Genomic DNA, 24,653 nt, shown 5'->3' with positions numbered 1-24,653 from the left:
ATAAAAAGGTACATATGTTAAATTGGGGGAATTTCAAACGATGCCTATTCTTGTCACCTTGATCGTTCTTTCATTAGGGGTCTATCTGTTTTATAAAATCAAATCGGTCCGAACCAGAATGCCGATGGAGAAAAAGTGGATTTCAGGGAAGTCTTCCATTGCCCTTGGTGCGTTTGTCGCACTATTCGGAATCAATCAGCTTTTTCTATTCCACACGACCATCACTTATATCATTGCTGCCGTTTTCATTTTCGTTGGCCTATTCAGTGTTTGGGGCGGCTATAAAATGTATAAATTTTATTTGCCGCATGCAATCGAAGAAGCTGCAAATCAAAAAGGATAATCGAAATTCGATTATCCTTTTTGATTTTTCATGATCGGTCGAGCAATTGGCAAGTCAACATCGCCTTGCCGACAAGTTTGCCTTGGTTAAACACTTCAACATCCACTTTTCCGAATTTACGTCCTACATCGAGGACACGCGGGTGGATTTCAAGCGTACTGTCGATCTGGACTGGCTTGATGAAATAAATCGTCATGTTTTCCACGACCAAGTCACCGCGCTTATAGCTTCGAAGTGCACGATTTGCTGAGTCGGTGACCAATGTCGTGAACACACCGCTTGAAATGGTCCCAAGGTAATTGGTCATCTGCGGAGTGACTCCATAGTTATACACTTCCTCGCCCTTGCCGCGATTCGAAGTCATCACAAGCTGGCTTGTAATCGTATCGTCGATCGTTTCGCCGACCTGAGGCTGCCTTTGGCTCATTTGCAGTGCCTTCAGGACATCCTGCCTGCTCACGATACCCTTGAGGATATGACTGTCATTCACGACCGGGATTAACTCAATCCCTTCCCAAACCATCATATGTGCAGAAGATGCTACACTCATTTTATCGCCTACGGTCATCGGGTTTTTCGTCATCACCTTATCAATGAGCGTCATCTCTTCCTGTCCGATGATATCTTTTGATGTGACCATTCCTTGAACCTTCATATTGTCATCGACAACAGGGAAACGGCTATGCCCGGATTCCTGATTCAGCTCATGCCAAGTCTGAACCCGGTCACCCACCGTTAAAAAGGTCGTTTCCTGTACGGGTGTCAAAATATCCTCCACCAGCAAGATTTCCTTTTTGATCAATTGGTCATAGATTGCCCGATTGATCATCGTTGCGACGGTAAAGGTATCGTAACTTGTTGAGATGACTGGCATCTCCAATTCATCGGCTAACCTTTTAACGGGCTCTTCCGTATCGAACCCCCCGGTGATCAGCACCGCTGCACCCGCTTTTAACGCGTGCTCGTGGGCCTGTGTACGGTTCCCGACGATCAGCAGGTTTCCTGCACCCGTATATCTCATCATGGCATCCAGCTTCATTGCCCCGATGACGAATTTATTTAATGTCTTATGAAGTCCCGTTTTCCCACCCAGAACTTGTCCGTCAACAATATTGACTACCTCTGCGAAAGTGAGCTTTTCAATATTCTCTTTTTTCTTTTTCTCAATGCGGATCGTGCCTACCCGCTCAATCGAGCTCACGTAGCCCTGGTTCTCCGCCTCTTTAATTGCCCGGTATGCCGTACCTTCACTAACATTCAATGCTTTAGCTATTTGACGGACGGAAATCTTTTCGCCGACAGGGAGCCCATCGATATGTTTTAAAATTTGTTCATGCTTTGTAGCCAAGCGCTTCACCCTTTTCACGGTATTCCTATTCTCCATTATAAGGTCAAAGAGCCTAGTTTATCAAACAACTACTAGTATTGGCGCAACCTTTTGTATTCCGGCTGTCGTTTTACCTTTTGTTTCTTAGGAGAATATAGTATGCCCGTCAAGTTTCCAGCTACCGCCAACAATGCAAACAACAGCCAGGATCCAGCAAACAGACCCTCCAGACCGCCACTTTCCAACGACAAACGCGGTACGGCATAATACAGCATCACACCGCATAAAAGCAAACACAGTAATAACCTCTGTTTCATCCAATCCCCCCTTTTTTTTCATCTATTCATTTTATGCCTGTGAAAGGAAAAAAGACTTGGCTGCAAAACGAGACTTTACTTTCCGATTGCTGTAATGACCCTGCATGAAAGGCAATGTTGCTGGGAAAACCCGTCATTTCGGCCGGTCATCCCCACACGTACACATAAAAAAACGGAAGCCCTGCAGGCTCCCGCTTCTTTTATAATTCGATTTCATCCCCGGCTTCCATGATCAGTCCATTTCCCTCTTCAAGCAAATCAATGAATTTGTCAGGATCCTGTTTGATGACAGGGAAAGTATTGTAATGAATCGGCACGACTTGTTTGGCTTGAAGGAATTTCGCTGCAAGTGCGGCATCTTCCGGGCCCATGGTGTAATTGTCGCCGATTGGCAGGAATGCCAAGTCAATCGGATGTCGCTCCCCGATCAGCTTCATATCGGAAAATACCGCTGTATCCCCTGCATGATAGATCGTTTTCCCTTCTATCGTAAGCAATATGCCAGCAGGCATTCCCAAATAAATGATTTGCCCATCCCCGTTATTGAATCCCGTTCCATGGAATGCTGGCGTCAGTTTCACCTTTCCAAAGTCGAACTCGAAAGCTCCGCCGATGCTCATCCCGTGTGTTCGAACTCCTTGAGCACCCAGGTAGTCGGCCATCTCTGCAATGCCGATGACAAGTGCATCATGCCTTTTGGCCAATTCAACCGTATCACCGACGTGGTCATTATGGCCATGTGTTAAGATGATCACATCCGGTTTCACATCTTCTACCTTCAAATCGGTCAATTCGTTTCCAGTAATGAATGGATCGATTAAAATCGTTTTACCATTCGTTTCGACTTTTACAACTGCATGTCCATGAAAAGATACTTTCATTTTTGATGCTCCCTTCCCATACCCACTAATTTTTTTAAGTAGCTTTCTTAGGCCTTTCCCATTTACTATACTTTTAAATATTGCTATGGTAATTATATCTTATTAATGGAGGTATCGTCATGAATGAACGTTTGACAGAACTACAAAATTGGCTACAGGCCAATGAGACTGAAGCCGCTTTACTTACATCTACAGAGAGCATCTTCTATTTGAGCGGTTTTTTTAGTGATCCTCACGAAAGACTGCTGGCACTTGCCATTTTTGCAAATGCCGACCCATTCCTTGTCTGCCCGCAGATGGAAGTTCCGGATGCTAAACAGGCTGGTTGGGCTGGAGATATCATCGGTTACACCGACATTGAAGATCCATGGGAAAAAGTTAAGCAAGCAGTGGAGAATCGCGGGTTATCCATTAATAAAATGGCTATTGAAAAAGAGCATATGAATGTAGAACGTTATGAAAAGGTCCAACAACACTTCGGAGCCCCAAAGCTCGTTTCCGCAGAAGAAAAACTTCAAAGGATGCGAATGATCAAGTCGGAAGATGAAATGGTCAAAATCCGTGAAGCATGCCGTCTTGCCGACTTTGCGATTGAAGTGGGTGTCAGCGAAATTCATGAAGGTAAAACGGAAATGGAAATCCTTGCAGCGATAGAATACGAATTGAAAAAAGCCGGAGTCAGCCAAATGTCTTTCTCCACCATGGTCCTGACTGGTAAAAATGGCGCTTCCCCACATGGCACACCTGGGAATACGAAGGTTCAGCGAGGCGACCTCGTCCTCTTTGACCTTGGCGTCGTTCATGAAGGGTACTGCTCTGACATCACTAGAACGGTCGCTTACGGAGATATCAATGATAAACAGGCAGAAATATATGAAACTGTACTTAAAGCACAAGAAGCTGCCGTTAGAGCCAGTAAACCTGGTGTATCCTGTTCCGAGATAGACTTGACGGCCAGAAACATCATCAGCAATAAGGGATACGGTGAATTCTTCCCGCACAGGCTCGGTCACGGACTTGGGATTAGCGTCCATGAGTATCCATCCTTGACTGAAACGAATACCCTCGAACTTCAATCTGGAATGGTTTATACCATCGAACCTGGCATATATGTTCCAAATGTTGCAGGTGTCAGGATTGAAGATGATCTATTGATCACCGATACCGGCTGTGAGGTTTTGACCAAATTCCCGAAGAGCCTGCAAATCATAAAATGATAATGCATTAACCAATTAATATAACAAAAACCGGATACCCCCGCCTTCATTTAAGACGGGGTATTTATTCAACATTTCAACTAATCGGTCCGCAGTTCATACTTCATTGCTTTATCACTGCCGTCAAACCAAATGACCAGCCATTCACTATCTATTCTTATGATTCCCCTCTCGGCACCGAGATAATAAACAACATTATCTTCCTCTTTAAAATATTCCGTTTCTGTTGGAGACCCTAAAAGCTTGAACACTTCATCTTTTGTCATGTCTATCATTTCATGTTCTTTCATTAAGTCATCAACCAGATATACTCTTCCTTCATCATCATTTAACCATCTTTCAGTGGTGAACCTTGATTCATTTTCATTTACCCCTAACAAAAAAACACAATAAAATAGAAGAGAAAACCCAAGGATTGATATGACTATAAATCTAATTTTGATTTTCCTTTTATTATGCTGATAGGTATATTTCCATGAAATCCATTGAAAAAATAGTAATAGAATAAATGGAAGCAGCAGTGCTGATATACTCATTAAACTGATCGAAGCATGTACAGCATTGATGAAAAAAATATAATTGAAATAGATCAAAGCATATAAAAGCACGAATGAATATAATGCATAGTTTACTATTTTTGAAACACTCAAAGAAAAAAACTCCCCTCTCACATTAAAGGTTACCATAAATAAACAAATAAGGTAAAAAGGAGAGGTTTTCTTTCCTGCAATGATTCATTACATCATAATAAGGTTGGAATCATATTGTTTCATTTTGCGATTTCCAGATTATTGGCATAAACATTCGCTAATTTGTTACAATTGAAATCAGATCCATTAGGTAAATCATAGTATAATAGGAATGAAATAGAAGGAGGAGATTCACTTGAATAGTATAGATTATAAAAATATTCTTGTAGCAGTGGATGGTTCGGAAGAAGCAGAGTGGGCCTTAAAAAAGGCAATCTATTTAGCAAAACTCAGTGACGCTACCCTTGTGCTCACACATATCGTGGATACAAGGAATTTCCCTACTGTCGAAGCATATGATATGACTATCCGTGATCACTCTGAAACCTTTGCCAATGAGCTATTGGACAAGTATAAAACGGAAGCCATTGCCTCCGGGATTACAAAGGTCCAAACAGAAGTTGCATATGGTTCTCCTAAAGTTCAAATTCCAAGGGATTTAGCGAAAAAGCATTCGATCGATTTAATTGTTTGCGGTGCAACGGGCCTGAACGCAGTCGAACGTTTCCTTATCGGCAGCGTCTCGGAAGGCATCGTTCGCCATTCTAACTGTGATGTAATGGTCGTGCGTACGAATTAATAAAAGAAAATGATATAAAAAGCTCGTTCGCCAAATTGGTGAACGAGCTTTTTCCTGTTATTCACTTACCAGTTTTTCCGCTTTTTCAATCGCCAGCAAGACTTGGGCAAAACCTGTACCGCCCGCACTGTTACGGCGTTTAACGGCCTCATAAGGATTTAATGCATCATAAATATCATGTTCAAACAACTCGGAAGCTTCCTGGAATTGTTCAATGCTTAGGTCCACTAAATAGCAGCCATTCTGGACACAGAACAATACAAGCTTCCCGACCACTTCGTGCGCCTTACGGAAAGGCATTCCCTTTGAAGCTAGGTAATCAGCTAATTCCGTCGCATTCGAGAAGTCATTTTTTGTTGCTTTTTCCATTACGTCTGTTTTCACTTTCATCGTTGAAATCATGCCGGCAAATATTTTAAGTGAACCAACAATGGTCTTAACCGTATCAAAAACGCCTTCTTTATCTTCTTGCATATCTTTGTTATAAGCAAGCGGCAGTCCTTTCAAAACAGTCAATAACCCCGTTAGGTTCCCATAAACCCGTCCTGTTTTACCACGGATCAATTCCGCCATATCAGGATTTTTCTTTTGCGGCATAATGCTGCTTCCCGTGGAAAAGGCATCATCCAATTCAATGAATTGGAATTCCTGGCTTGACCAGAGAATGATTTCTTCGCTGAAACGGGATAAATGCATCATCATTGTCGCACTGTTGCTCATGAATTCAATGGCAAAATCACGATCACTTACCGCATCAAGGCTGTTTTCGTAAATTCCCTCAAACCCTAATAGCTCGGCACTGAGGGCACGGTCAATCGGGAAAGTCGTCCCAGCTAATGCCCCAGCACCCAATGGAGAAATATTGATCCTTTTGAAACTCTCGGTGAAGCGCTGCTTATCACGCTCAAGCATCCAAAAATAAGCCATTAAGTGGTGCGCAAATGAAATGGGCTGTGCACGCTGCAAATGTGTATAACCTGGAATTAACGTTTCCACATTTTTCTTGGATTGTCCCAAAATCGCTATTTGCAAATCATTGATGAGTTCCAGAATCACTTTCGTTTGGTTCCGCATATATAGATGAAGGTCGGTTGCAACTTGGTCATTACGGCTTCTTCCTGTATGAAGCTTTCCGCCAACTGGACCGATTTCGCTTATTAGCATACTTTCCAGGTTAAGATGGATATCTTCCATCTCAACCTTAAAAGTCAATTCACCCTTCTCAGCCTTTTCCTGTAAACTTTTCAGACCTGCAATGATCTGATCCGCATCTTCTTCAGGTAAAATGCTGCATTGCTTTAACATGGTTACATGAGCTAAACTTCCTTGAATATCTTCAAGGACAAGTTCCTGGTCAAAGGAAATGGAAGCTCCAAACTCATCTACCCATTCTTCGGCAGATTTCGTGAATCTTCCTCCCCAAAGCTTGCTGCTCACACTGTCACCTTCTTGTTATTGACCATGCTGTTCACTTTCGTTGGAAGTCCCCATAATTTAATGAATCCAACTGCTGCATCATGATCAAATTCGTCTGCTTTGGTATAGGTAGCCAATTTTTCATCATATAGGGAGTACTCGGATTTTCTTCCTTCAACAATCGCATGACCTTTGAATAGTTTGACACGGACCGTACCCGTTACATTCACTTGTGTTTCTTTCAGGAATGCAGCCAAAGCTTTTTGAAGCGGAGAGAACCAAAGTCCTTCATAAATCAATTCAGTCATTTTCTTCTCGATCACCGGTTTGAAGTGAGCCAATTCTTTTACAAGCGTGATATCTTCAAGTTCTTTGTGTGCAGCTATCAATGTCATCGCACCAGGAGCTTCATAAACTTCACGGGATTTGATTCCTACTAATCTATTTTCAACGTGATCGATACGTCCAACTCCGTGTTTGCCGGCAATTTGATTCAACTCGACAATCAGGTCAGCCAATTTATAGTTTTTATCATTCAATGTAACCGGCACACCTTGTTCAAAACCAATTTCAATGATATCGGCAGTATCTGGCGTACATTCAAGGCTTGCAGTCAAATCATATGCTTCTTCCGGTGGAGCTGCCCAAGGATCTTCCAGGATTCCACACTCGTTACTTCTTCCCCAAAGGTTTTGGTCAATCGAGAACGGACTCGCCATGCCAATCGGAACGGGAATGCCATTTTTCGCTGCATATTCAATCTCCTCTTCACGAGACCATTTCCAGTCACGAACAGGTGCAAGAACTTGCAAATTAGGGTTCAAGGCGGAGATGGATACTTCGAAACGCACTTGGTCATTTCCTTTTCCCGTACAACCGTGCGCAACGGCTACCGCGTTTTCCGCTTCAGCCACTTCCACTAATTTCTTCGCGATCAGCGGACGTGATAAAGCTGATACCAATGGATATTTCCCTTCATACAAAGTATGTGCCTGAAGAGCCGTCAATGCGAATTCATCAGCGAATTCGTCCTTCGCATCAATGACATAGGAACTTACCGCACCAACAGTGATCGCTTTTTCTTTAATGAAGTCCAAATCTTTTCCTTCACCGACATCCAAACAGCATGCCACAACTTCGTACCCTTGATCTTGTAACCATTTAATTGCAACGGAAGTATCCAAACCTCCGGAATATGCTAAAACAACTTTTTGATTTTCCATTTCCATCGTCCTTTCGTGTGAATAAAAATTCATCGTTTGTTATTTTTATTCAATCTATGATTAGTACTTTATCATCTTTATTAAAGGAATACAAGGGGTATTTTAAAGATTTTGCTAAATAATCCGCTAATAATTTTGTGAATTTACACATTGGATGCTTCCGCGGGAATATAGTAAACTAGGAGTATGATAAATCGAAAAGTGGAGGGCATATGAAAGAACTATTTACCTTTGATGAACGGCTTGGCATCTCAATTCCCGATTTGAATCTGGAGTGGGATGAATATACAAAAGGCGAGCAACAGCAAATACTCGTACACTGGGAGAATATCCGGGGAAGCATCCCGGACCGCATCAAGGAACTGGAATCCACCATTAACCGAAAGCAGTTTCGGCTCTCCGATGAAAGTAATTTCGCCAAATCATGCCAGCTCAATTCCGAAATTGCGGAACTTGCTTCCATCATCAATGATTTATGGCTATGGTATCGTGCCAATCAAGTCGTAAGTGAAAAGATGCATAATTAAGGCCTATTCCATGCAAAAAAAGCCACAGTTTAAAACTGTGGCTTTTTTTGCATCCTCTTATAAATCCTTGCGAAGTTCACCAACGACATGTCCCAATTCCGGAAGAATCAATTTATTCATCGCAAGCCGAACCGCCCCTGATGAGCCTGGGGTGGAAAAAACGGCTTTATTGTTCACGACTCCGGCAATCGCCCTGGATAGAATGGCGGCAGACCCGATATCCTCTTGATAGCTGAGCATTCGAAAAATCTCGCCAAAACCGGGAATTTCCTTGGTCATCAACTCTTTGACCGCCTCGATCGTTACATCCCTATTGGCGATGCCAGTGCCACCATTTGTTAATATGACATCGACCTTGCTGCTTTGGCTACCAGAAGTGACCGCATCCTGAATCGCTTTCCGCTCATCTTTAACGATTACATATTCATTCACTTCATGACCATTCGATTTCAGCAATTCCATCATCAGTGCTCCGCTTTTATCCGTTCCTTCATTACGTGTATCACTGACGGTTATCACCATGCAGCGAACTGGCTCCGTGATGGCTTTTTTATGATTCTTGACACTCATTCTTCATCAGCCTTCTTCTCCAGTAAATAACGATATTGATAGAACTTCTGGGCAAACTCACTGACACTCCGGGTCATTTGATAATTGGATCCAGCCCCGATGGCCATGCTGATGAACGGTATGCCCCGAACCAGTTTTTTTCGAAAAACAGTAATGGATAATGCTTTCAACAGCTGCTTCAGAGGCTGTTCCATCCAGGTAGGGTTTGTCAGTTCTTCTATTCCTAAATAAAAATAGTCATCTTCTGCGGTCTGGACCTCGCGGATCAATTCTTCCCACGCTATTCCTTGGAGCCTCTTTGGCATCGCTCCTGCATTGAATACCTTAAGGGCCAACATCATTTCAAACGGCGTATTCACCTCAACACCATAAGACATCGCAATCAGCTGTACGATCCTGACATTGATGACCGTCATGGCTGGAATATCGCTCCCTAGCAGAAGCAGGCCTCCTGATCCGCTCATCCCGCCCTGTGCAAATGAATATAAGCGATGCTTAGCGATATGCTGATTGGCTATGTAATTCAACTGATCGATCGATAAGTGATTCAAATCACTCAACGTTTCGATTTCTTCATTAAACACGCGCGCAGATGCTAAAATCCGCTCTCTTGCATCTATTTGAACTTGTGAGCTCTGAACCATGGCATGTAAATGAAAAAGCCAGGTATCCAGCTTTTCAAAAAACTGTTGTTGGACGTTTTCAGGAAGCAGTGCAAACCCCTGCTCCAACCATTTATCATACAATGCAGCAAGGTCCGTGGGCTCATATTGATAAAGTTTTTCCTGCCATTCACTAATTTCATTCCAAATTTTCATTTCCCGGTTCGTGAATTCCATGCATCAAGCCTCCTATGTACAGAATTGGTGGATTCTCCCTTAAGTATACCATAGAGGGAAGCTTTTCAGAGAACGGATGATGGGAATCCAGTGTAAATGGGGATGGGCTGAATGGAATTAAACTCCATGAGGAGTCGGACTTTGAGGAGGAAATTTCATGGGAAAGACCCCTTACCAGAGGGATAAGGGGATCATTATAAAAAAACAGGAAGTCATGTTTTCCAAGTTTCGCGCAAAGCTATTTTCATGGTATCCCTGACAATCATGATTTCTTCATTAGTGGGAATGACCATGACTTTTACAGGGGAATAGGGTGCATTGATGAACGCTTCCTTACCCGAGGTGCGATTGAGATCCTTATCCCAATAAACCCCCATGAATTCAAGTCCCTCCAAGATTCGCCCCCTAATGGTTTGACTGTTTTCACCGATGCCCGCTGTAAAAATGATGCCATCCACACCTCCCATTTTAGCTGAATAGGAGCCAATGTACTTGTGAATTCGGTCTGCGAATACTTTAAGTGCGAGTTCAGCCCGCTCATTGCCTTTATCCGCTTCAACTTGAATATCGCGCAGGTCGCTGGAAAAACCGGAAAGGGCAAGGATGCCGCTTTTCTTATTCAGGACATCCAGAACTTCATCTGCTGTTTTACCCGTCTTCTCCATGATATAAGGAATCAATGCAGGGTCGATGTTCCCTGAACGAGTTCCCATAGTAACACCGGCCAATGGTGTAAATCCCATTGATGTATCAATTGATTTGCCGCCCTTTATGGCCGTGATGCTTGCACCATTCCCTAAATGGCACGATATCAATCGAAGCTGTTCAATTGGGCGGCCAATCATTACGGCAGCCCGCTGAGATACATATTTATGTGAAGTACCATGAAACCCATACTTCCTTATTCCGTATTTTTCATAATATTCAAGAGGCAAGCTGTACAAATAGGAACCTGCTGCCATCGTTTGATGGAAGGCAGTGTCGAATACCGCAACCGCTGGCACATCATCCAGTGCTTGCCTGAAGGCTTTGATCCCGGTGATATTGGCGGGATTATGAAGAGGCGCCAACTCGGAAAGCTTTTCGATTTCCTCTATTACGTCCTCCGTAATCAAGACCGAGTCACTGAATACCTCACCGCCATGCACCACCCGATGCCCTACGCCATCTATCTCTTCAAAGGAGTCAATGATGCGATGGTCAATCAGCTTTTTCAATAAAAGCCCTACAGCCACTTCATGATTGGGTATATCCAGCGTTTCAGAAACCTTTTCGCCTTCGACGCTTAAAGTAAATGCGGAATTTTTCAAGCCGATTCTTTCTACAATACCTTTTGTAATTACTTTTTCACAAGGCATCTCAAAAAGCTGAAACTTCAATGAAGAGCTGCCGGCATTAATAGCCATGATTTTTGACATCCATCCTGCTCCTTTTCTCTAAGCTAGTTCTTCCAATGCTATCTCAACGAAACGTGCAGTGTATTGTACAATCTTATCATGACAAGCGGATTCAACCAAATATTAATGAATAATTGCAAATAATCACTCTCAAATAAAAAAATGAAAGCCAATGCCTGGGGCATCAGCTTTCATTGACTATTTTTCCTCTTTAAACCAATCGTCCATCTGTTGCATGACAGACCTGGTCGCTTCGAAATCCGACAACTTCGGAAGCTGTACGAGCAATGCCTTCTTCGGTGCTTCGATACCCTCTTTTTTCTTTTGAAGGATCAGGATGCTTTTCGCAGCCGCTTCACTCTTAAACATGGATAGCGGCAATTGCACCATCCCTTGGATATGTGTATGCTTCTTCAGGAAATCATTGAGTTTCGGCGCTTCCTCCGAGACGAACAGGTTATTCGGGACAATGAAGAATAGATGACCGCCATCCTTCGCGTGTTTAACACCTTGTTCAATAAACAAATGGTGTGCATACGAATGTCCCTTATCGGCCTTCAATTCATATTCAGCTGCACGCACATCATTCGGATAATAACCAATCGGCAAATCACTGACCACAACATCTGAAGGATCGATGAAAAGCGGCTCCAGGCTGTCCTGATTGAAAAATTGCAGCGGGTGTTCTTGCAGGTTGGCACCTGCATAAGCAAGCCTGATCAAGGTTTCATCAATCTCGACACCATATGAAGCGATGTTTTTATCAGTAAGTTGATTCAAGATCGCAAATAGTAAGTTCCCCGTTCCGATGGCTGGATCGAGCATGACTATCTCTTTTTGATCCTTTGTGAATTTACCGACTAAATAACTGACGAACATGCCGACTGCATCAGGAGTCATATGATGATTCGGCTGAACGCTCTGCTGCATGCCTTTTAAAATGGCAAGCTGGTACGCTTTTCGGATTGCTTCTTTTTCATATTTCTCTGGTGAAAAATCTGCATAATGCTTCACTAACCTTTTTTTCGATACTTCACTGATTTCCTCCTGCAGGACTTTCCCTTCGAAGAAATTCTCGCCCGTTTCACCTAAGGCATCCAGATAAGTACATGATAGTTCACTTTGCAATATTTGGGCTGTTTCATCAAATTCATAAAATAATTGTTCAACTGGGGTAGACTTCACTTATTAATTCCTCCTGTTTGCTTCTGTCCCTATTTTAAAGGTAAGAAGAAAGAGATACAAGCCGTACGTCCTGCTTATCATTCTTCGTTTGTTTAGCGTACTGTTTTCCGATTCGAAAGTCGCATATAATGAATTCGCGCGAGACACTCTTTTTCAAAATTTTTAACCATGAGTAAGTAAAAGGTAAATTAAATACAAGGTGTAAAATTTGGACGTTGATTTCCACTTCAGGCACTCGCTTTCCGCGGGCGGTCGGGGAGCCTCCTCGGCTTGCGCCTGCAGGGTCTCCCCTGGACGCGCATTCCCGCAGGAGTCTCATACCTTACGTTCCAATCAACTTTGTTTTGAAATTTAGATAGAAACTCTTTTGTCTAAAAAAGTGGCTAGGAATGGTCACACCCCGAACCATGAAATGTTATTGGCGGACTTGATTTCCGCTCCAGGCACCCGCTTTCCGCGGGCGGTCTGCCCTCGGCTTGCGCCTGCAGGGTCTCCCCTAGACGCGCTTTTCCCGCAGGAGTCCCGTACCTTACGTTCCAATCAACTTTGTTTTGAAATTAGATAGAAAACCTTTTGTCTAAAAACTCAAATACGGGTTGTGTTGTTGCCCTGTATTTTTTTATTACTTGGATAGGCTCAATGAAGGCCCAAACAGAATACCATGCATGAGGTGGTGATTATATATGGATAATCAATATCAAAACTATCATGGGCAGGTTAATCCGATAAATCAGCAACATGATATTCAGTCAGCAGATGAATTTAACAGGCAGCAACAAGGGTTTCAACAAGGGTTTCGTCAAGGGTATCGACAAGGGTATCGTCAAGGGTATCGAGATGGATATCGAGCAGGGCAACAAGCGGGTTTTTTTCCAGGACCCCATCAAAGACAAATGCCGTCGTGGCCTAATGAAATTGACATAAAAGTCGGGACACCTAATGGCCAAGAGTGGTCTGGCAAGATTGTCTTACCATTGAATGGCCCGAGTTTAGAGCCATAACTAAATTGAGCATATTAATGATAAAAACAGTGTATTAGAAACGAACAAAGACTAATATAACCACAGCTCCATTGAAAATCAGGGCCTAAAAGCCCCTGTCCACTCCAATGGTGTTTATTCAACAACATCCGTTAAACAAAGCACTCTGTAAAACAAAAACCGGGCACATTGTGCCCGGTTTCTTAGAATTCGCATCTTATTTTGCCGCTTTAGCCGCTTCGATTGCACCTTCGTAATTTGGATGGTTGGTACCTTCACTCACATATTCTACATATTCGATTTCATCAGAGCTGTTCACTACGAATACAGAGCGAGCCAATAGACGAAGTTCCTGCATGACGACACCATATGCTTCACCGAATGAAAGGTCACGGTGATCGGAAAGAACTTGAACATTGTCCAAGCCGCTGGCAGCACACCAGCGTTTTTGCGCGAAAGGAAGGTCGTTACTGATCGTCAGTACTTTCACATTATCCAATTTTGCCGCTTCTTCATTGAATTTACGTGTCTGTGCATCACATACACCTGTATCCACGGATGGAACCACGCTGATAATGCGGACAGTACCTTTGGAGTCGCTTAATGTAACCGGTGATAAGTCATTAGCCAATACTGTAAAATCAGGTGCTTTGTCCCCAACTTTTAGTTCTTGTCCCACTAAAGTGATCGGGTTGTTTTTAAATGTAACTGAAGCCATTAATAATTCCTCCCTTTTCTGCTTTATGTACAAGCATAATAATATTTGTTTTGCCGGAATTTTGCAATTAATTGAATCGGGAAATGTAAATGGTGCTTGCACATGTCCGACATCCACGCTTTTTTTGGTGTAATGGAAGACTGCAGCAAAAAGAAAACTCGGCGGATGCCGAGTCGCAGTTAGAAATCTATATCCTGTTTAGGTTCTTGGTACCTCTTTACAGCTGGTTGACTGCCGCCTTGGTTTTGATTACTTCCTTGGTTTTGATTACTGCCTTGGTTTTGATTACTGCCTTGGTTTTGATTACTGCCTTTCTTGGATAGCATGGACTGAATCTTATCGACGACTTGTGGTGCTAAATCCATCATTCTTTCGAGAAGGTGCGTCCCTTCATCCAGATGAATCATTTTCACCCCATGGGAACCGACAATCAAAAAGGCAATTGGTGTTATGGAAACCCCGCCGCCGCTACCGCCGCCAAAAGGCTGCTTGGAATTACCTTGCTGTCCTGGATGGTTTCCATCCATCACAAATTCGCTTCCACCGGCTGCAAAACCAAATCCCACTTTGGATACGGTTAAAATGACACTTCCATCCGGAGTTTCCACCGGATCCCCGATGATCGTATTCACATCTACCATTTCTTTCAGATTTTCCATCGCTTCTTTCATTAAACCTTGGATCGGATGATCTGACATTTAAATTCCTCCACTCTAGAACGATTGTTTATTGGAATCACCTGATAGCTTCGCTAATTTCCTCGACTTGAAATGCGGCTTTCCGCCTTTCCAATAACGAAGCAGTTTTATTCCAGTCACCATAGCCTGCCCGATTCTAAATTGTAATATGCAGGAAATCGACGTATTTGCCTGCCATCTCTGAAAGTCGGGTGTAATGGAATAGGAGGGCATGATCCGAAAGTTGAAATAGGTTGTCAGCAAACCGATGATTGAACCTTTAAGTGCCCAGCATGCTCCAGTTAAAACACCGGTGTGTGCAGCGTTTTTAGTACCGACCATACTATGCCAGGTGAATTTTTTGACTTGGACTTTCCCTGTGAATTGACGGACGATCCTATGAAATCCGATTATATGCTGAAGCATCTCCAGACTGTCTGCGAATCCGTCACGCAAATCTTCGGCCGTGTTTTTTTTCTTTTCTTCCTTTTCGGTTTTTCCGTTCATTTCTTGCTCTTCCTTTATTACTACAGCTGCCGAGTTCTCTTCCTTTTTGATGACCGGAACCTTGAATGTATAGTGAAAAAGCCCATACCAAGCTGATAATTTAATATGTATTAGGTCATTCGTTTGGACACGTTTGTAGTCGATGGACACTCTTACTTTAGTGAAAACAACAATTAGCAGCACCAAAATGAGGATACCTATAATCAACAAAAGCCATCTCATGCACCCACACCCCTTCAGCCTATCATTATCGGCATATGCAAAAAAAAATAAACCTGCAAAAGCGAAAATCACGCTCTTACAGATTTATGAATGGAAGAAATCATCTTCTGACCAACACAACGCCCGTGTCTGCAAAGACATCATGCAAAGCCTGTTTCTTCGGTAATAGGCCTGCCAAGAGATAGCCAATCCAAGTGACCTTTGAAATATAGCGGCCAATCAGCTCCCTGAACAATATCGTGCCCCATGAAATGTTTTTTTTCTCTTCCTTCAATGCAACGACTTTCAGTCCAAAAATCATTTTACCAAGAGTTTGGTTCAAGAATTTGGTCATCAAAACAAAGTATAAGAAGAATACGACCCCCGTTAAAAAGCCCTCTGCGGAAAACCAGAGATCATCTGTCCCTTCATAAAACTTGAAGATGGGATGAATCAAAATCCGGTTCAAACTTCCGATAACCAATAGATCGGCTAAATAGGCCCAAAACCTCATCCAAAAACCGGCAAAATGCACTTTCTTGACACCGTCATCATCCACGGCCTTACTGGCTGGTGAAAATCCCTGCTGAACGGGAACCTCTTGATCTGCCATTAGATTGGATGAAGCGATTTGTTCATTATTTTCATTTCGTTCCGTCATCCTTCAGCCCCCCTATTCCGCATACAAATACATTAAGCGTGGAGAATTTGAAGAGGAAAGGATTTTTGTCAAGACTGCCGTTTCCACATCATTTCCCAACATTTTTTGCGCACCCATACTGAATAATGAACCGAATCCTGCCTCATCTGTATAACGGATAACTTGAGCATCCTTTTCACCGATATCCGTTTTCATCGCGGCAATTACATCATCCAAATGGCCGAAATCATCGATAAGATGGTTTTCTTTAGCCTGACGTCCATCATAAATGCGGCCATCGGCGATTTCCCTTACTTCCTTCTCTGTCATACCGCGTCCGTCTGCAATGATTTTTACAAATTGGTCATAAGAATTATCGATCATGTCTTGGAGTATTTCACGTTCTTCACCAGTCATTTCCCGGGTCGGACTCATAATATCTTTGTGTGGTCCGCTTTTGATGGTTTGGAACTCAACACCATACTTCTTGGCCAACTTCTCGTAATTATACCCCTGCATGATGACACCAAGTGAACCCGTCATCGTTTCCGGACTGGCATAAATCTTATCGGCTGGTGCAGAAATATAATATCCTCCTGAAGCCGCCATAGACCCCATTGATACATAAACAGGTTTTTTCACTTTCTTGATATCAAGGATCTTTTCATATATCTCTGCACTTTCGACGACACCGCCGCCTGGAGAATTCACCCGAAGGATGATTCCTTTGATATCATCATTTTCCTCAGCCATCTTCAGCTTATCCATGAAGGCACGGTGATTATATGTTGCCGAACTAAGTAATGAGGCTTCTCCTGTATCTTGAATCGTGCCCTCTACATCGAATACGGCAATAACATTAGATAAATCATCGCCTTCTATGACTTCCTCGTAAAATGCACTTTCAGAAGCAAATAAATCATCAATGATATTTTCCGTATCCGCTGTAACTAGAGTCGTAGCCGTCCCTACAACAATAGAAACAAAAAATAAAACGGCTGCAATTCCAAGTGCCGCCCAACGCTTTCCATTCATCTGTTTTCCCCCTTAAATATATGTATCCTTCTTACCATACGAACTAAAGACGAAAATGTTTCATTCCATGATAAACCAAGACATTTAAAATTGTAGCAAATAATCCTCTAATTGGAAATATATTGGTGCACTTTGCACATTCTCCATTTATTTTTCAATCTCCATTAATATATTAATTTTCCCAAGTTTCAATTTTTGAGCGGAGCAGTAAATGCCGTAAAGGGAAAATCAGCTCAACTAAAAAGCTGCCGGGGTCATCCCGGCAGCTTCTATATTTATTGCTTTGGAGCTAATTCGATTGCTGACTGAATGGCCGCAAGCATGCTTTTTTCATCAGCGATGTTCTTTCCAGCGATATCAAAGGCTGTGCCATGATCTACGGAAGTTCGGACAATGCCGCCCTTGAGCCCTACGGTAATATTGACCCCAGCCTCAATCCCCATAACCTTGATTGGGGCATGTCCTTGATCATGATAACAGGCAATGACAATATCAAAATCTCCACGGCCAGCCCGGAAGAACAATGTATCTGCAGGAAGCGGCCCGCTTACATTGATTCCCTCAGCCTGTGCCCTTTCTATTCCAGGCATTAACTTCTCTTCTTCTTCGCCATTTCCAAATAAGCCATTTTCCCCTGCATGAGGGTTTATACCACAAACGGCGATGCTTGGGTTTTGGAAGCCCGCCTTTGTCAGCGTTTCATGTGCAAGCTTAATTACTTTGTACGTCCGCTCTGGATTAATGCTTTCGATAGCTTCAATCAGCCCCATATGAGTCGTCAAATGGATGACCTTTAAATTGGGAGTGGTCAGCATCATCGAAAAGTCATTTGTATCCGTAAGGTCAGCAAGAATCTCTGTATGACCCGGATACATATGACCGCCTTTGTGGAGCGCTTCTTTATTCAGTGGGGCTGTACAGATTGAATGAATCTTCTTCTCCTTTGCCAGGTCGATGGCCTTTGCCAAATATTGAAAGGCGCCGTCTCCCGCTAAAGCAGAAACCTCTCCAAATGGAAGGTCCAAAGGTAGGATGTCCAGATCCAGAACATCTATCGAACCGAACTCATATTTCGCCTCTGCCGGATCTTTTATGGCGTGAACCGCTCCCTCAAAGCCTACGATAGGCTTTACCTTTTCTATTATTTTCGCATCTCCGATAATAAGCGGCCTGCACTGTTGATACACCTCAACGTGAGCCAATGCTTTTACGATAATTTCCGGGCCAATTCCCGCCGCATCTCCCATCGTAATTCCGATAATGGGTCTCATCAATCATTCTCCCCCTTCAACTTATTCATCGCATGGATAAATACGTCCTCTGAACCAAATCCTCCAGCTTTCGTGACGACATAAATAGCGTCATTACCTAGGAATTTGGAGATTGGGACTCCTATTTCCAGTTCATCCAGCAATTCGAAACCTTTTACATCCCATAGATTGCATATTTGCTTGGCTGTATCGCCGCCGGTCATTGTCACACCTTTAAAATATTGTTTCTCTAACAGGACAGAACATACTGTTCCAATCGCTTTCACAATCTCGTTACTGACCTGAGTATGAGTAAGGCCTTTAGATTCGCCTGTTTTCCAAGCCTTTTCAATATCCGCTTTTTCTGCAGTGGAATAAATGACGACATCCTGCCCTTGTGCTGCCATTTGGATGGCCTCATGATAGACTCTCCTGATTTCCTCTGTTCTTTCCCGGTCGTCCCCTACAGCTTTATGGGACTCAAATGATATGGCATGTACCCGGGTCTGTTCCAACATTTTTTTCAATTGTTTCCGTGAATTCTTATTTACACTTCCGATCACTGTAAGGACCGGCGAGCTTGAAATAGGGATCTTCAATCGATTTTCCTTATGTGGAATGGAGTAATGGTCAGGCAGGTAATTGGCGATCCCTGCCGATCCCGCCCAGGCCACTTCAAGATTCATTTCCTTTGTATAATCCAATATGTCTTTCAAATGCTGCTCTTCGGTTGCATCGATGATGATATACGTAATCGAATCCTTTGCAAACCCTAATAACTTACTGTTCACATGGTTTTTGCCTTTGTCCAAATCTCCCACTGTAATTGTACCAATTTTATGTGATGTCTGGGCGCCAATCAACTCTGGCAGATATGATTGGGTCACAGGCGTTTTTGGGTCCTTGGAAATTTCTGTTTCTCCAAGGGGAATACCATTTAAATAGTGGGTAGAATCCAGAATTGACCTTCCATTTTTAGGATAACCCGGAGCGATCATGACTAAATCCGGCCTTATAGCATCATAGATGGCATCGATTTCAGCACCGATATTTCCGCGCATTGTCGAATCTAGCTTTTTGAAGATCGTTGAGAAGCCAGCCCGCTTTAAAAAACCTGCCGCTGCCTTGACTTTATCGTAAGCATCTTGCCTCTCAAGTGAGCGGCTGTCTGTATCAAATACGACGGCATCATAATCCCGTACATTTTCTTCATCCAATCCAAATAGTACGGTCGTTTTAAGACCATGTCGAGCCAATTGGACTCCGCTATCATTGGCGCCCGTTAAATCATCCGCAATAATCGCTAATTTCATTTAAATCCCCTCCAAAACATGGGCTAGCCTAATTATTGTATTTAGCCACTCCACCCTTCTTATCCAAATGCTTGGATAGGAAGCCGATGAATATCGGGAGAAGGATAGCTGTTGTCACAACACTTGCTGCAATTTGTACAGTAGCAAGCTCCGCATGGATCCCGAATGAAGCATTCGCTGCCACGATAGCCACCGGAGTCCCGACGGCGTTACCCGCAGTGGAGCCTTCAGAAGCACCGACAATCGGGTTCCATCCTATCCATTTAAAGATCAGGTACCCTCCTCCACCAGTTAGGAGAACTGTAATCACGCCAAGTAATACTCCACTTAATCCACCTTGGATTATAGCTGTGAAATTAATCCCCATACCTAATGAAAAAGCAAAGAAAGGAACAAGCTTATCGCTTCCTTTAGAAAGAAAATCTTTCATCTCGGAATCCAAATTCCCTAATACCACCCCAACTAGCAGCGGAAGCAATACGGCTATGAACGAAGTTGGAGAGAACATGCCATCAGCGAAGCCCATTGTCCCGAAAATAGCAAGCGCTACCATTGTTAAGAATGGACCGTCACTTAAAGCGAGAAATGGGTAGGCAGCCTTGTCTTCTTCTTTCCCATACTGACCGGCTAATGCAATATAAAGCCCGCCATTGGAATTTGTCATGGCTGCAATAATTGCCAATGGTGCCATCCCTAAAAACAATCCGTTACTATCTGCCAGCCAGAATCCAAGTAGGCCGACCAGTGCTCCTAACACCCACTTATATGTTAAAAGTGTAACGCCCTTTTTCACCGAAGTGCCTGCTGTACGAAGATTGATTTGCGTTCCGGCAATTAAGAGGAATAATGCTATCAAAGCACTTGAACTGTTCACGAACAGTGCTTCCGTAAAACCGCCAATCCTTAATAGACTAGGAAATAATGTATTGATAGTGGCTGCCAGCAATAGCGGAACAACCATCATCCCCCCTGGGATACGATCAAGCGTTGCTTTAATTCTCATAATAAAAACCCCTTTGTTTTATTATTAAAGCGCTTACAATATTCATATTAAAATATGATGTTAATAAAAGCAACACTTATAAAAATATAAAACTACTTTTTATTAAATTAGTTTAAAAATGCAACACATTAATCAAAAAAAAACAAACTTAAAGTCATTCTTTAAGTTTGCGCCATAATGTTGCCCGGTTGATACCCAATCGTTCGGCAGTTTTCGTTTGATTATAATTTTCCTCTTTAAGAATTCGCTGAATGATATACTTTTCCATTTCTTTTAGCGTCGCTTTTTGTGAAACGAAGATATCAGTCGGAATATTATTATCTTCTATTATTTTCTGAATGGTTTCCATTCGTATTACATACTCTTTTTCATTTAAAGCTATTTGCTTAATTAACTGTTTTAAATCGTCAATGTTGTTAGGATACGAATACTCTTCCAGAAGAGCAAGAGCATCACTTTTTATATTCATTGCGGTTGTTCCATACGTTTGATGATAATAGGATAAAAAGAATTTCGATAAGTTTCCTATATCGCTCTTTCGTTGCGATAAATCCTGCATATGAATCGTGTTTATTGCAAAATGTCCAGCAATGGCTTCGTTGATTTGAACATTTGATACAATGAATATCGATAGACTTTTTCTGCAGCAAATGCTTAGAAATTCTCTTAATGGTTCATAATCACCTAGACAATCGATATTTTTCAGAGTTATGGTGCGGATATGCTCAAGAGGGAGCTTGTTAAGATCTGCTTCCTTGAATTCTTTGAAATCAATTATAAGGAGCATTCCATTTTTAGTTTGTTCATTATGTATATAATTTACAAGAAACTCCTTACCCGTCCCTCGATTTCCTTTTAAGTGAATGATTTCATGGTTCTTATATAGCGATGTTACATTATTTATGAGAACTGTATCCATGGCAATCGGTTCTGAGATGGAAGCTTCCTTAATCTGCACCCCTTTTTGTTCGAATCGTTTCATCGAACTGGCATCTAATACATAAACACCATATGAAGAGTACAAACCATCATGCCAAAAGCCGTCTACCTCTATACTGATGCCATCCTGTGAAAAACTGGTATGAAGCTGCTTACTTACGTTCACTTCTCCATTCATGGTTATATATTGATCATCGGTCAATGGATTGAAGTCAAAATCCGTTAAATGCTCATAGACGATTTGGTTATCACTATTTAAAATGACGATATTGTGGACTTCTTTGACTAAAAGCCTTTCAAACATCCTATTGATGTCGCTTTTGTAATGAAGATAGGCAGTCATTTCCCTAGCATCATTGATAGCCCTTATGATTGATTCCTTTCCCGATTGAATGAGGAATCCTTTCATGCCATAAGAGATGGTTGTATTTATTGTAATCACATCACCAACAATCTGTTTATAACCCTCGTTTTTCAAAGTCAAAATGAGAGGAGCTACTTCTTTTGATTCACGGACCGTATAAACCTGTAAAGGAAGGTCCAATAAGTCAATAATCGATTGGGCGCCTGATGTTATATTTGAAAATCCTACGATGGCTGTTTTATCTTTAAGCTCACTGGCTAATGTCAGGGAACGGATCATATCATAACCGGAAAGGTGCATGTCGATCACTGGAATATTGATCGATTTCTTAATTAACTTGGCCGTTCCTCCCCTGCTGATTATGGCATCCGCTCCGTTTTCCGCTTCCAATTTTGCAAGTTCAACACCATTTTCCAGGTCGCCTATGGAATACCCTATTTCTAAGTCTGGATAAAGAGGCACACACGCTTTTATAATTGGAATCATTGATTCATACGGTGCAATGATATGTACTTTCATACAGATGACCTACTTTCTTAATATCCGAACCCTCTTCACCATTTGGTCATATACCCTTTGTATAGCAGGGATTGAAAGGGCCCTTATTAAGAATTAATTATACCATCATTCTCTTTTCACTTCCTAAAAAGACAATCCTAGTTAATCATGTAAGAGCGGGCCATTCTTTCTTTTCGTTACCGCTTTAACAAAAGTGCTTCATTCCATGATAAACTATGTCATATAAAAATGTACGAAATGTACAGCTGCATTTTGTACTGCGTTTTTCCTATTTCAAAAGAAAAGAAAGCCCTTTCATCAACATACATACTAGGAGGGATCATGATGAACACTCGAAGGAATATTTATTTTTTCCATGCACCGAATGCAGAGATGCTTAGCAAGGTTGAATACTTGTCAGACTTGGCGAAGCAACATTCGTATGAAGTCATCCAGGATTTCACAAAAGCAAACATCATCGTAAGCATCGGTGATGATGGCACATTCCTGCAGGCAGCCCGTAAAACCGGGTTCAGGGATGACTGTTTATATGCGGGCATTTCCACCACAGGTAATTTGAATATGTATTGCGATTTCCACTTGGAAGATACGGATAAAATGATCGATGCCATGACTAGAGAGCAAATTGAGGTGCGTAAATATCCAACCATCGATATCCAATTGGATGATCAGCCCTCCTTTTATGCCCTTAATGAACTCAGTATCCGGTCTTCCATCACCAAAACGTTCATCATGGATATTTTCATTGATCGACTCCATTTTGAAACTTTTCGCGGGGACGGAATCATCATTGCGACTCCGACAGGAAGCACCGCCTATAATAAATCGGTCAATGGGGCCGTTGTCGATCCCCTTCTCCCTTGCTTTCAAGTGAGCGAGCTTGCTTCCATCAATAATAATACCTATCGGACCTTAGGTTCCTCATTCATTCTAAGCGGTGATAGGACGTTGACCATCCACCTTGAACAAAACGGGCCAAGCTATCCGATCATCGGAATGGACAATGAAGCCTTAAGCATCAATCATGTCGAACAGGTAAAGGTCCGGTTAAGCGGTAAAGTCATCAAGACCGTTAAGCTAAAAGACAATTCCTTTTGGGAAAAGGTTAAAAGGACCTTCCTTTGAACGAACTAAAAAGGTACCGGATATGATAGCCGGTACCTTTATATATGATAAAAATCTTTCGTATTTTGATAAAGGGTTTCATAAACATCCTCAATCGGCAATCCTTTAATCGAAGCAATTTGACGCACACTGTCATGCATCATGCCGGGATGGGTCCATTTCCCTTCGAAAACCCCTTCAAACGGCCATGGGCCATCCGTTTCAATCATCATCAGCTTAAGTGGGTATGCCGAAACTAATTCCTGTATTTCCCTCTCATAACAAACATCAGGTGTAATCGAAATGCGGTAGCCCTTTTCGGCCATTCTTTCGACTGTCCGGATATCGCCCTTAAACCAATGAAAGTGCGCCTTTGTGATTTTATGCTTATCCAAAAGGTCGCAAACGATAGGTGCATCTTCATGGACGGCATGAAGGATAACCGGCTTTTCCACCTCTTTAGCAAAAGCCAGGAACTTCTCCAGTATCACTATATACGCTGAGTTATCAATGTCGGGATTTTCCTGCCTTAAGTAATAGGGCAGTCCAACCTCACCTATGGCAACCATATCTTGACGATGTTCCCGCATCCAGTTCAATAATTCGTTCACTTCTTCATCACTCGGGAGGGGCTGCTCTGGATGAAAGCCAAAGGCAGGCTTAATTCGGGAATCTTTCAGTGAAAGCTGATAATTGTTAATCGAAGAAGCCAAATTCATGGAAACAGTCAGCAAGGATTGCAAATGAACCTTTTCCATGTCAGTCAGAATCTGCTTCCGCTTAACAACATCATATTTATCTAAATGGATATGGCTGTCGATGATCCTCAAAT

26 protein-coding genes are annotated in these 24,653 nt (G+C 42.4%); 6 read left to right on the top strand and 20 right to left on the bottom strand.

Features of this window, described 5'->3' with window-relative positions:
• The first annotated feature begins 40 nt into the window (after positions 1-40).
• On the top strand, positions 41-343 hold the full coding sequence (locus V3595_RS03285; RefSeq protein WP_076364735.1) for a YtpI family protein: 303 nt from the start codon (positions 41-43) through the stop codon (positions 341-343).
• A gap of 28 nt (positions 344-371) precedes the next feature.
• Here V3595_RS03285 and V3595_RS03280 read toward each other — a convergent pair whose 3' ends face one another.
• From V3595_RS03280 to V3595_RS03270, 3 genes are all read right to left on the bottom strand, one after another.
• Positions 372-1,691 carry a DRTGG domain-containing protein gene (locus V3595_RS03280; protein WP_034311452.1) on the bottom strand — a complete coding sequence of 440 codons (1,320 nt, stop codon included), beginning with the start codon at positions 1,689-1,691 and terminating at the stop codon, positions 372-374.
• A 71-nt stretch (positions 1,692-1,762) separates the two neighbouring features.
• Positions 1,763-1,987, bottom strand: a complete 225-nt coding sequence (locus V3595_RS03275; RefSeq protein WP_034309145.1) for a hypothetical protein — start codon at positions 1,985-1,987, stop codon at positions 1,763-1,765.
• 200 nt (positions 1,988-2,187) lie between these two features.
• Entirely contained in the window at positions 2,188-2,868 is a 681-nt protein-coding gene (locus V3595_RS03270; protein WP_485905417.1) for a metal-dependent hydrolase, read from the bottom strand.
• 119 nt (positions 2,869-2,987) lie between these two features.
• On the opposite strand from V3595_RS03270, the gene V3595_RS03265 reads away from it, so the two are divergent.
• On the top strand, positions 2,988-4,085 hold the full coding sequence (locus V3595_RS03265) for a M24 family metallopeptidase (protein WP_485905416.1): 1,098 nt from the start codon (positions 2,988-2,990) through the stop codon (positions 4,083-4,085).
• Positions 4,086-4,165: 80 nt separating this feature from the next.
• Here the strand turns inward: V3595_RS03265 and V3595_RS03260 are convergent, their stop codons facing one another.
• Entirely contained in the window at positions 4,166-4,735 is a 570-nt protein-coding gene (locus V3595_RS03260) for a hypothetical protein (RefSeq protein ID WP_485905415.1), read from the bottom strand.
• 244 nt (positions 4,736-4,979) lie between these two features.
• On the opposite strand from V3595_RS03260, the gene V3595_RS03255 reads away from it, so the two are divergent.
• The gene (locus V3595_RS03255) at positions 4,980-5,414 is read left to right on the top strand and encodes a universal stress protein (protein ID WP_133350611.1); all 435 of its coding nucleotides are present in this window, start codon (positions 4,980-4,982) and stop codon (positions 5,412-5,414) included.
• Positions 5,415-5,471: 57 nt separating this feature from the next.
• On the opposite strand, the gene argH is transcribed toward V3595_RS03255, so the two are convergent.
• A complete protein-coding gene (gene argH / locus V3595_RS03250; RefSeq protein ID WP_402898385.1) occupies positions 5,472-6,851 on the bottom strand; it encodes an argininosuccinate lyase in 1,380 nt (459 codons plus the stop codon).
• Positions 6,848-8,053, bottom strand: coding sequence for an argininosuccinate synthase (locus V3595_RS03245; protein WP_402835313.1), 1,206 nt, complete (start codon positions 8,051-8,053; stop codon positions 6,848-6,850). The genes argH and V3595_RS03245 overlap by 4 nt, the downstream gene beginning before the upstream one ends.
• Before the next feature lie 212 nt (positions 8,054-8,265).
• Between V3595_RS03245 and V3595_RS03240 the strand changes: the two genes are divergently transcribed.
• Positions 8,266-8,580, top strand: a complete 315-nt coding sequence (locus tag V3595_RS03240; RefSeq protein WP_101222925.1) for a hypothetical protein — start codon at positions 8,266-8,268, stop codon at positions 8,578-8,580.
• A 57-nt stretch (positions 8,581-8,637) separates the two neighbouring features.
• Here V3595_RS03240 and V3595_RS03235 read toward each other — a convergent pair whose 3' ends face one another.
• From V3595_RS03235 to V3595_RS03220, 4 genes are all read right to left on the bottom strand, one after another.
• Positions 8,638-9,150 (bottom strand): MogA/MoaB family molybdenum cofactor biosynthesis protein, encoded by a 513-nt coding sequence (locus V3595_RS03235; RefSeq protein WP_485905414.1) that lies wholly within the window; start codon positions 9,148-9,150, stop codon positions 8,638-8,640.
• Complete coding sequence (locus V3595_RS03230) at positions 9,147-9,989, bottom strand: EcsC family protein (protein ID WP_137018159.1); 843 nt, start codon at positions 9,987-9,989, stop codon at positions 9,147-9,149. Before V3595_RS03230 ends, V3595_RS03235 begins: the two co-directional genes overlap by 4 nt.
• A gap of 212 nt (positions 9,990-10,201) precedes the next feature.
• Complete coding sequence (locus tag V3595_RS03225) at positions 10,202-11,407, bottom strand: acetate kinase (RefSeq protein ID WP_485905413.1); 1,206 nt, start codon at positions 11,405-11,407, stop codon at positions 10,202-10,204.
• Between the two features lie 177 nt (positions 11,408-11,584).
• On the bottom strand, positions 11,585-12,571 hold the full coding sequence (locus tag V3595_RS03220; protein WP_137018157.1) for a class I SAM-dependent methyltransferase: 987 nt from the start codon (positions 12,569-12,571) through the stop codon (positions 11,585-11,587).
• 683 nt (positions 12,572-13,254) lie between these two features.
• Here V3595_RS03220 and V3595_RS03215 point away from each other — a divergent pair.
• Complete coding sequence (locus V3595_RS03215) at positions 13,255-13,572, top strand: hypothetical protein (RefSeq protein WP_485905412.1); 318 nt, start codon at positions 13,255-13,257, stop codon at positions 13,570-13,572.
• 196 nt (positions 13,573-13,768) lie between these two features.
• Here the strand turns inward: V3595_RS03215 and tpx are convergent, their stop codons facing one another.
• From tpx to V3595_RS03170, 9 genes are all read right to left on the bottom strand, one after another.
• Positions 13,769-14,269: a thiol peroxidase gene (gene tpx, locus V3595_RS03210; protein ID WP_485905411.1), complete on the bottom strand. Its 501-nt coding sequence runs from the start codon at positions 14,267-14,269 to the stop codon at positions 13,769-13,771.
• Positions 14,270-14,448: 179 nt separating this feature from the next.
• Positions 14,449-14,967 (bottom strand): GerW family sporulation protein, encoded by a 519-nt coding sequence (gene ytfJ, locus V3595_RS03205; RefSeq protein ID WP_485905410.1) that lies wholly within the window; start codon positions 14,965-14,967, stop codon positions 14,449-14,451.
• Positions 14,968-14,982: 15 nt separating this feature from the next.
• On the bottom strand, positions 14,983-15,675 hold the full coding sequence (locus V3595_RS03200; RefSeq protein ID WP_485905409.1) for a DUF2953 domain-containing protein: 693 nt from the start codon (positions 15,673-15,675) through the stop codon (positions 14,983-14,985).
• A gap of 100 nt (positions 15,676-15,775) precedes the next feature.
• Entirely contained in the window at positions 15,776-16,315 is a 540-nt protein-coding gene (locus V3595_RS03195) for an RDD family protein (protein ID WP_485905408.1), read from the bottom strand.
• A 12-nt stretch (positions 16,316-16,327) separates the two neighbouring features.
• Positions 16,328-17,329 carry a signal peptide peptidase SppA gene (sppA, locus tag V3595_RS03190; RefSeq protein WP_485905407.1) on the bottom strand — a complete coding sequence of 334 codons (1,002 nt, stop codon included), beginning with the start codon at positions 17,327-17,329 and terminating at the stop codon, positions 16,328-16,330.
• Between the two features lie 275 nt (positions 17,330-17,604).
• The gene (gene pdxA / locus V3595_RS03185) at positions 17,605-18,600 is read right to left on the bottom strand and encodes a 4-hydroxythreonine-4-phosphate dehydrogenase PdxA (protein WP_485905406.1); all 996 of its coding nucleotides are present in this window, start codon (positions 18,598-18,600) and stop codon (positions 17,605-17,607) included.
• Complete coding sequence (locus V3595_RS03180) at positions 18,600-19,892, bottom strand: four-carbon acid sugar kinase family protein (protein ID WP_485905405.1); 1,293 nt, start codon at positions 19,890-19,892, stop codon at positions 18,600-18,602. The genes pdxA and V3595_RS03180 overlap by 1 nt, the downstream gene beginning before the upstream one ends.
• Before the next feature lie 28 nt (positions 19,893-19,920).
• Positions 19,921-20,895: a 2-keto-3-deoxygluconate permease gene (locus tag V3595_RS03175; protein ID WP_063232702.1), complete on the bottom strand. Its 975-nt coding sequence runs from the start codon at positions 20,893-20,895 to the stop codon at positions 19,921-19,923.
• Between the two features lie 154 nt (positions 20,896-21,049).
• Positions 21,050-22,717, bottom strand: coding sequence for a PrpR N-terminal domain-containing protein (locus tag V3595_RS03170; protein ID WP_485905404.1), 1,668 nt, complete (start codon positions 22,715-22,717; stop codon positions 21,050-21,052).
• Positions 22,718-23,041: 324 nt separating this feature from the next.
• Between V3595_RS03170 and V3595_RS03165 the strand changes: the two genes are divergently transcribed.
• Positions 23,042-23,842 carry an NAD kinase gene (locus tag V3595_RS03165; RefSeq protein ID WP_137018150.1) on the top strand — a complete coding sequence of 267 codons (801 nt, stop codon included), beginning with the start codon at positions 23,042-23,044 and terminating at the stop codon, positions 23,840-23,842.
• Between the two features lie 38 nt (positions 23,843-23,880).
• Here the strand turns inward: V3595_RS03165 and V3595_RS03160 are convergent, their stop codons facing one another.
• Positions 23,881-24,651, bottom strand: a complete 771-nt coding sequence (locus tag V3595_RS03160) for a TatD family hydrolase (RefSeq protein ID WP_485905403.1) — start codon at positions 24,649-24,651, stop codon at positions 23,881-23,883.
• Positions 24,652-24,653: the final 2 nt, after the last annotated feature.

The sequence above is a fragment of the Bacillus sp. CFBP9009 genome (assembly GCF_036541465.1).
In the GTDB taxonomy this organism is placed as follows: Bacteria; Bacillota; Bacilli; order Bacillales; family DSM-1321; genus Peribacillus.
The sequence above is the reverse complement of the archived record's forward strand: the minus strand, read 5'-3'. Positions and strand labels throughout refer to the sequence as shown.

What these genes read in the sequence shown, in the direction of transcription:
- V3595_RS03275 (WP_034309145.1), bottom strand. Translation starts at nt 1,987, where the DNA reads ATGAAACAGAGGTTATTACTGTGTTTGCTTTTATGCGGTGTGATGCTG.
- V3595_RS03180 (WP_485905405.1), bottom strand. Translation starts at nt 19,892, where the DNA reads ATGAAATTAGCGATTATTGCGGATGATTTAACGGGCGCCAATGATAGC.
- V3595_RS03270 (WP_485905417.1), bottom strand. Translation starts at nt 2,868, where the DNA reads ATGAAAGTATCTTTTCATGGACATGCAGTTGTAAAAGTCGAAACGAAT.
- tpx (WP_485905411.1), bottom strand. Translation starts at nt 14,269, where the DNA reads ATGGCTTCAGTTACATTTAAAAACAACCCGATCACTTTAGTGGGACAA.
- V3595_RS03225 (WP_485905413.1), bottom strand. Translation starts at nt 11,407, where the DNA reads ATGTCAAAAATCATGGCTATTAATGCCGGCAGCTCTTCATTGAAGTTT.
- sppA (WP_485905407.1), bottom strand. Translation starts at nt 17,329, where the DNA reads ATGAATGGAAAGCGTTGGGCGGCACTTGGAATTGCAGCCGTTTTATTT.
- V3595_RS03240 (WP_101222925.1), top strand. Translation starts at nt 8,266, where the DNA reads ATGAAAGAACTATTTACCTTTGATGAACGGCTTGGCATCTCAATTCCC.
- pdxA (WP_485905406.1), bottom strand. Translation starts at nt 18,600, where the DNA reads ATGAGACCCATTATCGGAATTACGATGGGAGATGCGGCGGGAATTGGC.
- V3595_RS03285 (WP_076364735.1), top strand. Translation starts at nt 41, where the DNA reads ATGCCTATTCTTGTCACCTTGATCGTTCTTTCATTAGGGGTCTATCTG.
- V3595_RS03245 (WP_402835313.1), bottom strand. Translation starts at nt 8,053, where the DNA reads ATGGAAAATCAAAAAGTTGTTTTAGCATATTCCGGAGGTTTGGATACT.
- V3595_RS03230 (WP_137018159.1), bottom strand. Translation starts at nt 9,989, where the DNA reads ATGGAATTCACGAACCGGGAAATGAAAATTTGGAATGAAATTAGTGAA.
- V3595_RS03170 (WP_485905404.1), bottom strand. Translation starts at nt 22,717, where the DNA reads ATGAAAGTACATATCATTGCACCGTATGAATCAATGATTCCAATTATA.
- V3595_RS03235 (WP_485905414.1), bottom strand. Translation starts at nt 9,150, where the DNA reads ATGAGTGTCAAGAATCATAAAAAAGCCATCACGGAGCCAGTTCGCTGC.
- V3595_RS03165 (WP_137018150.1), top strand. Translation starts at nt 23,042, where the DNA reads ATGAACACTCGAAGGAATATTTATTTTTTCCATGCACCGAATGCAGAG.
- ytfJ (WP_485905410.1), bottom strand. Translation starts at nt 14,967, where the DNA reads ATGTCAGATCATCCGATCCAAGGTTTAATGAAAGAAGCGATGGAAAAT.
- V3595_RS03265 (WP_485905416.1), top strand. Translation starts at nt 2,988, where the DNA reads ATGAATGAACGTTTGACAGAACTACAAAATTGGCTACAGGCCAATGAG.
- V3595_RS03195 (WP_485905408.1), bottom strand. Translation starts at nt 16,315, where the DNA reads ATGACGGAACGAAATGAAAATAATGAACAAATCGCTTCATCCAATCTA.
- V3595_RS03200 (WP_485905409.1), bottom strand. Translation starts at nt 15,675, where the DNA reads ATGAGATGGCTTTTGTTGATTATAGGTATCCTCATTTTGGTGCTGCTA.
- V3595_RS03175 (WP_063232702.1), bottom strand. Translation starts at nt 20,895, where the DNA reads ATGAGAATTAAAGCAACGCTTGATCGTATCCCAGGGGGGATGATGGTT.
- V3595_RS03215 (WP_485905412.1), top strand. Translation starts at nt 13,255, where the DNA reads ATGGATAATCAATATCAAAACTATCATGGGCAGGTTAATCCGATAAAT.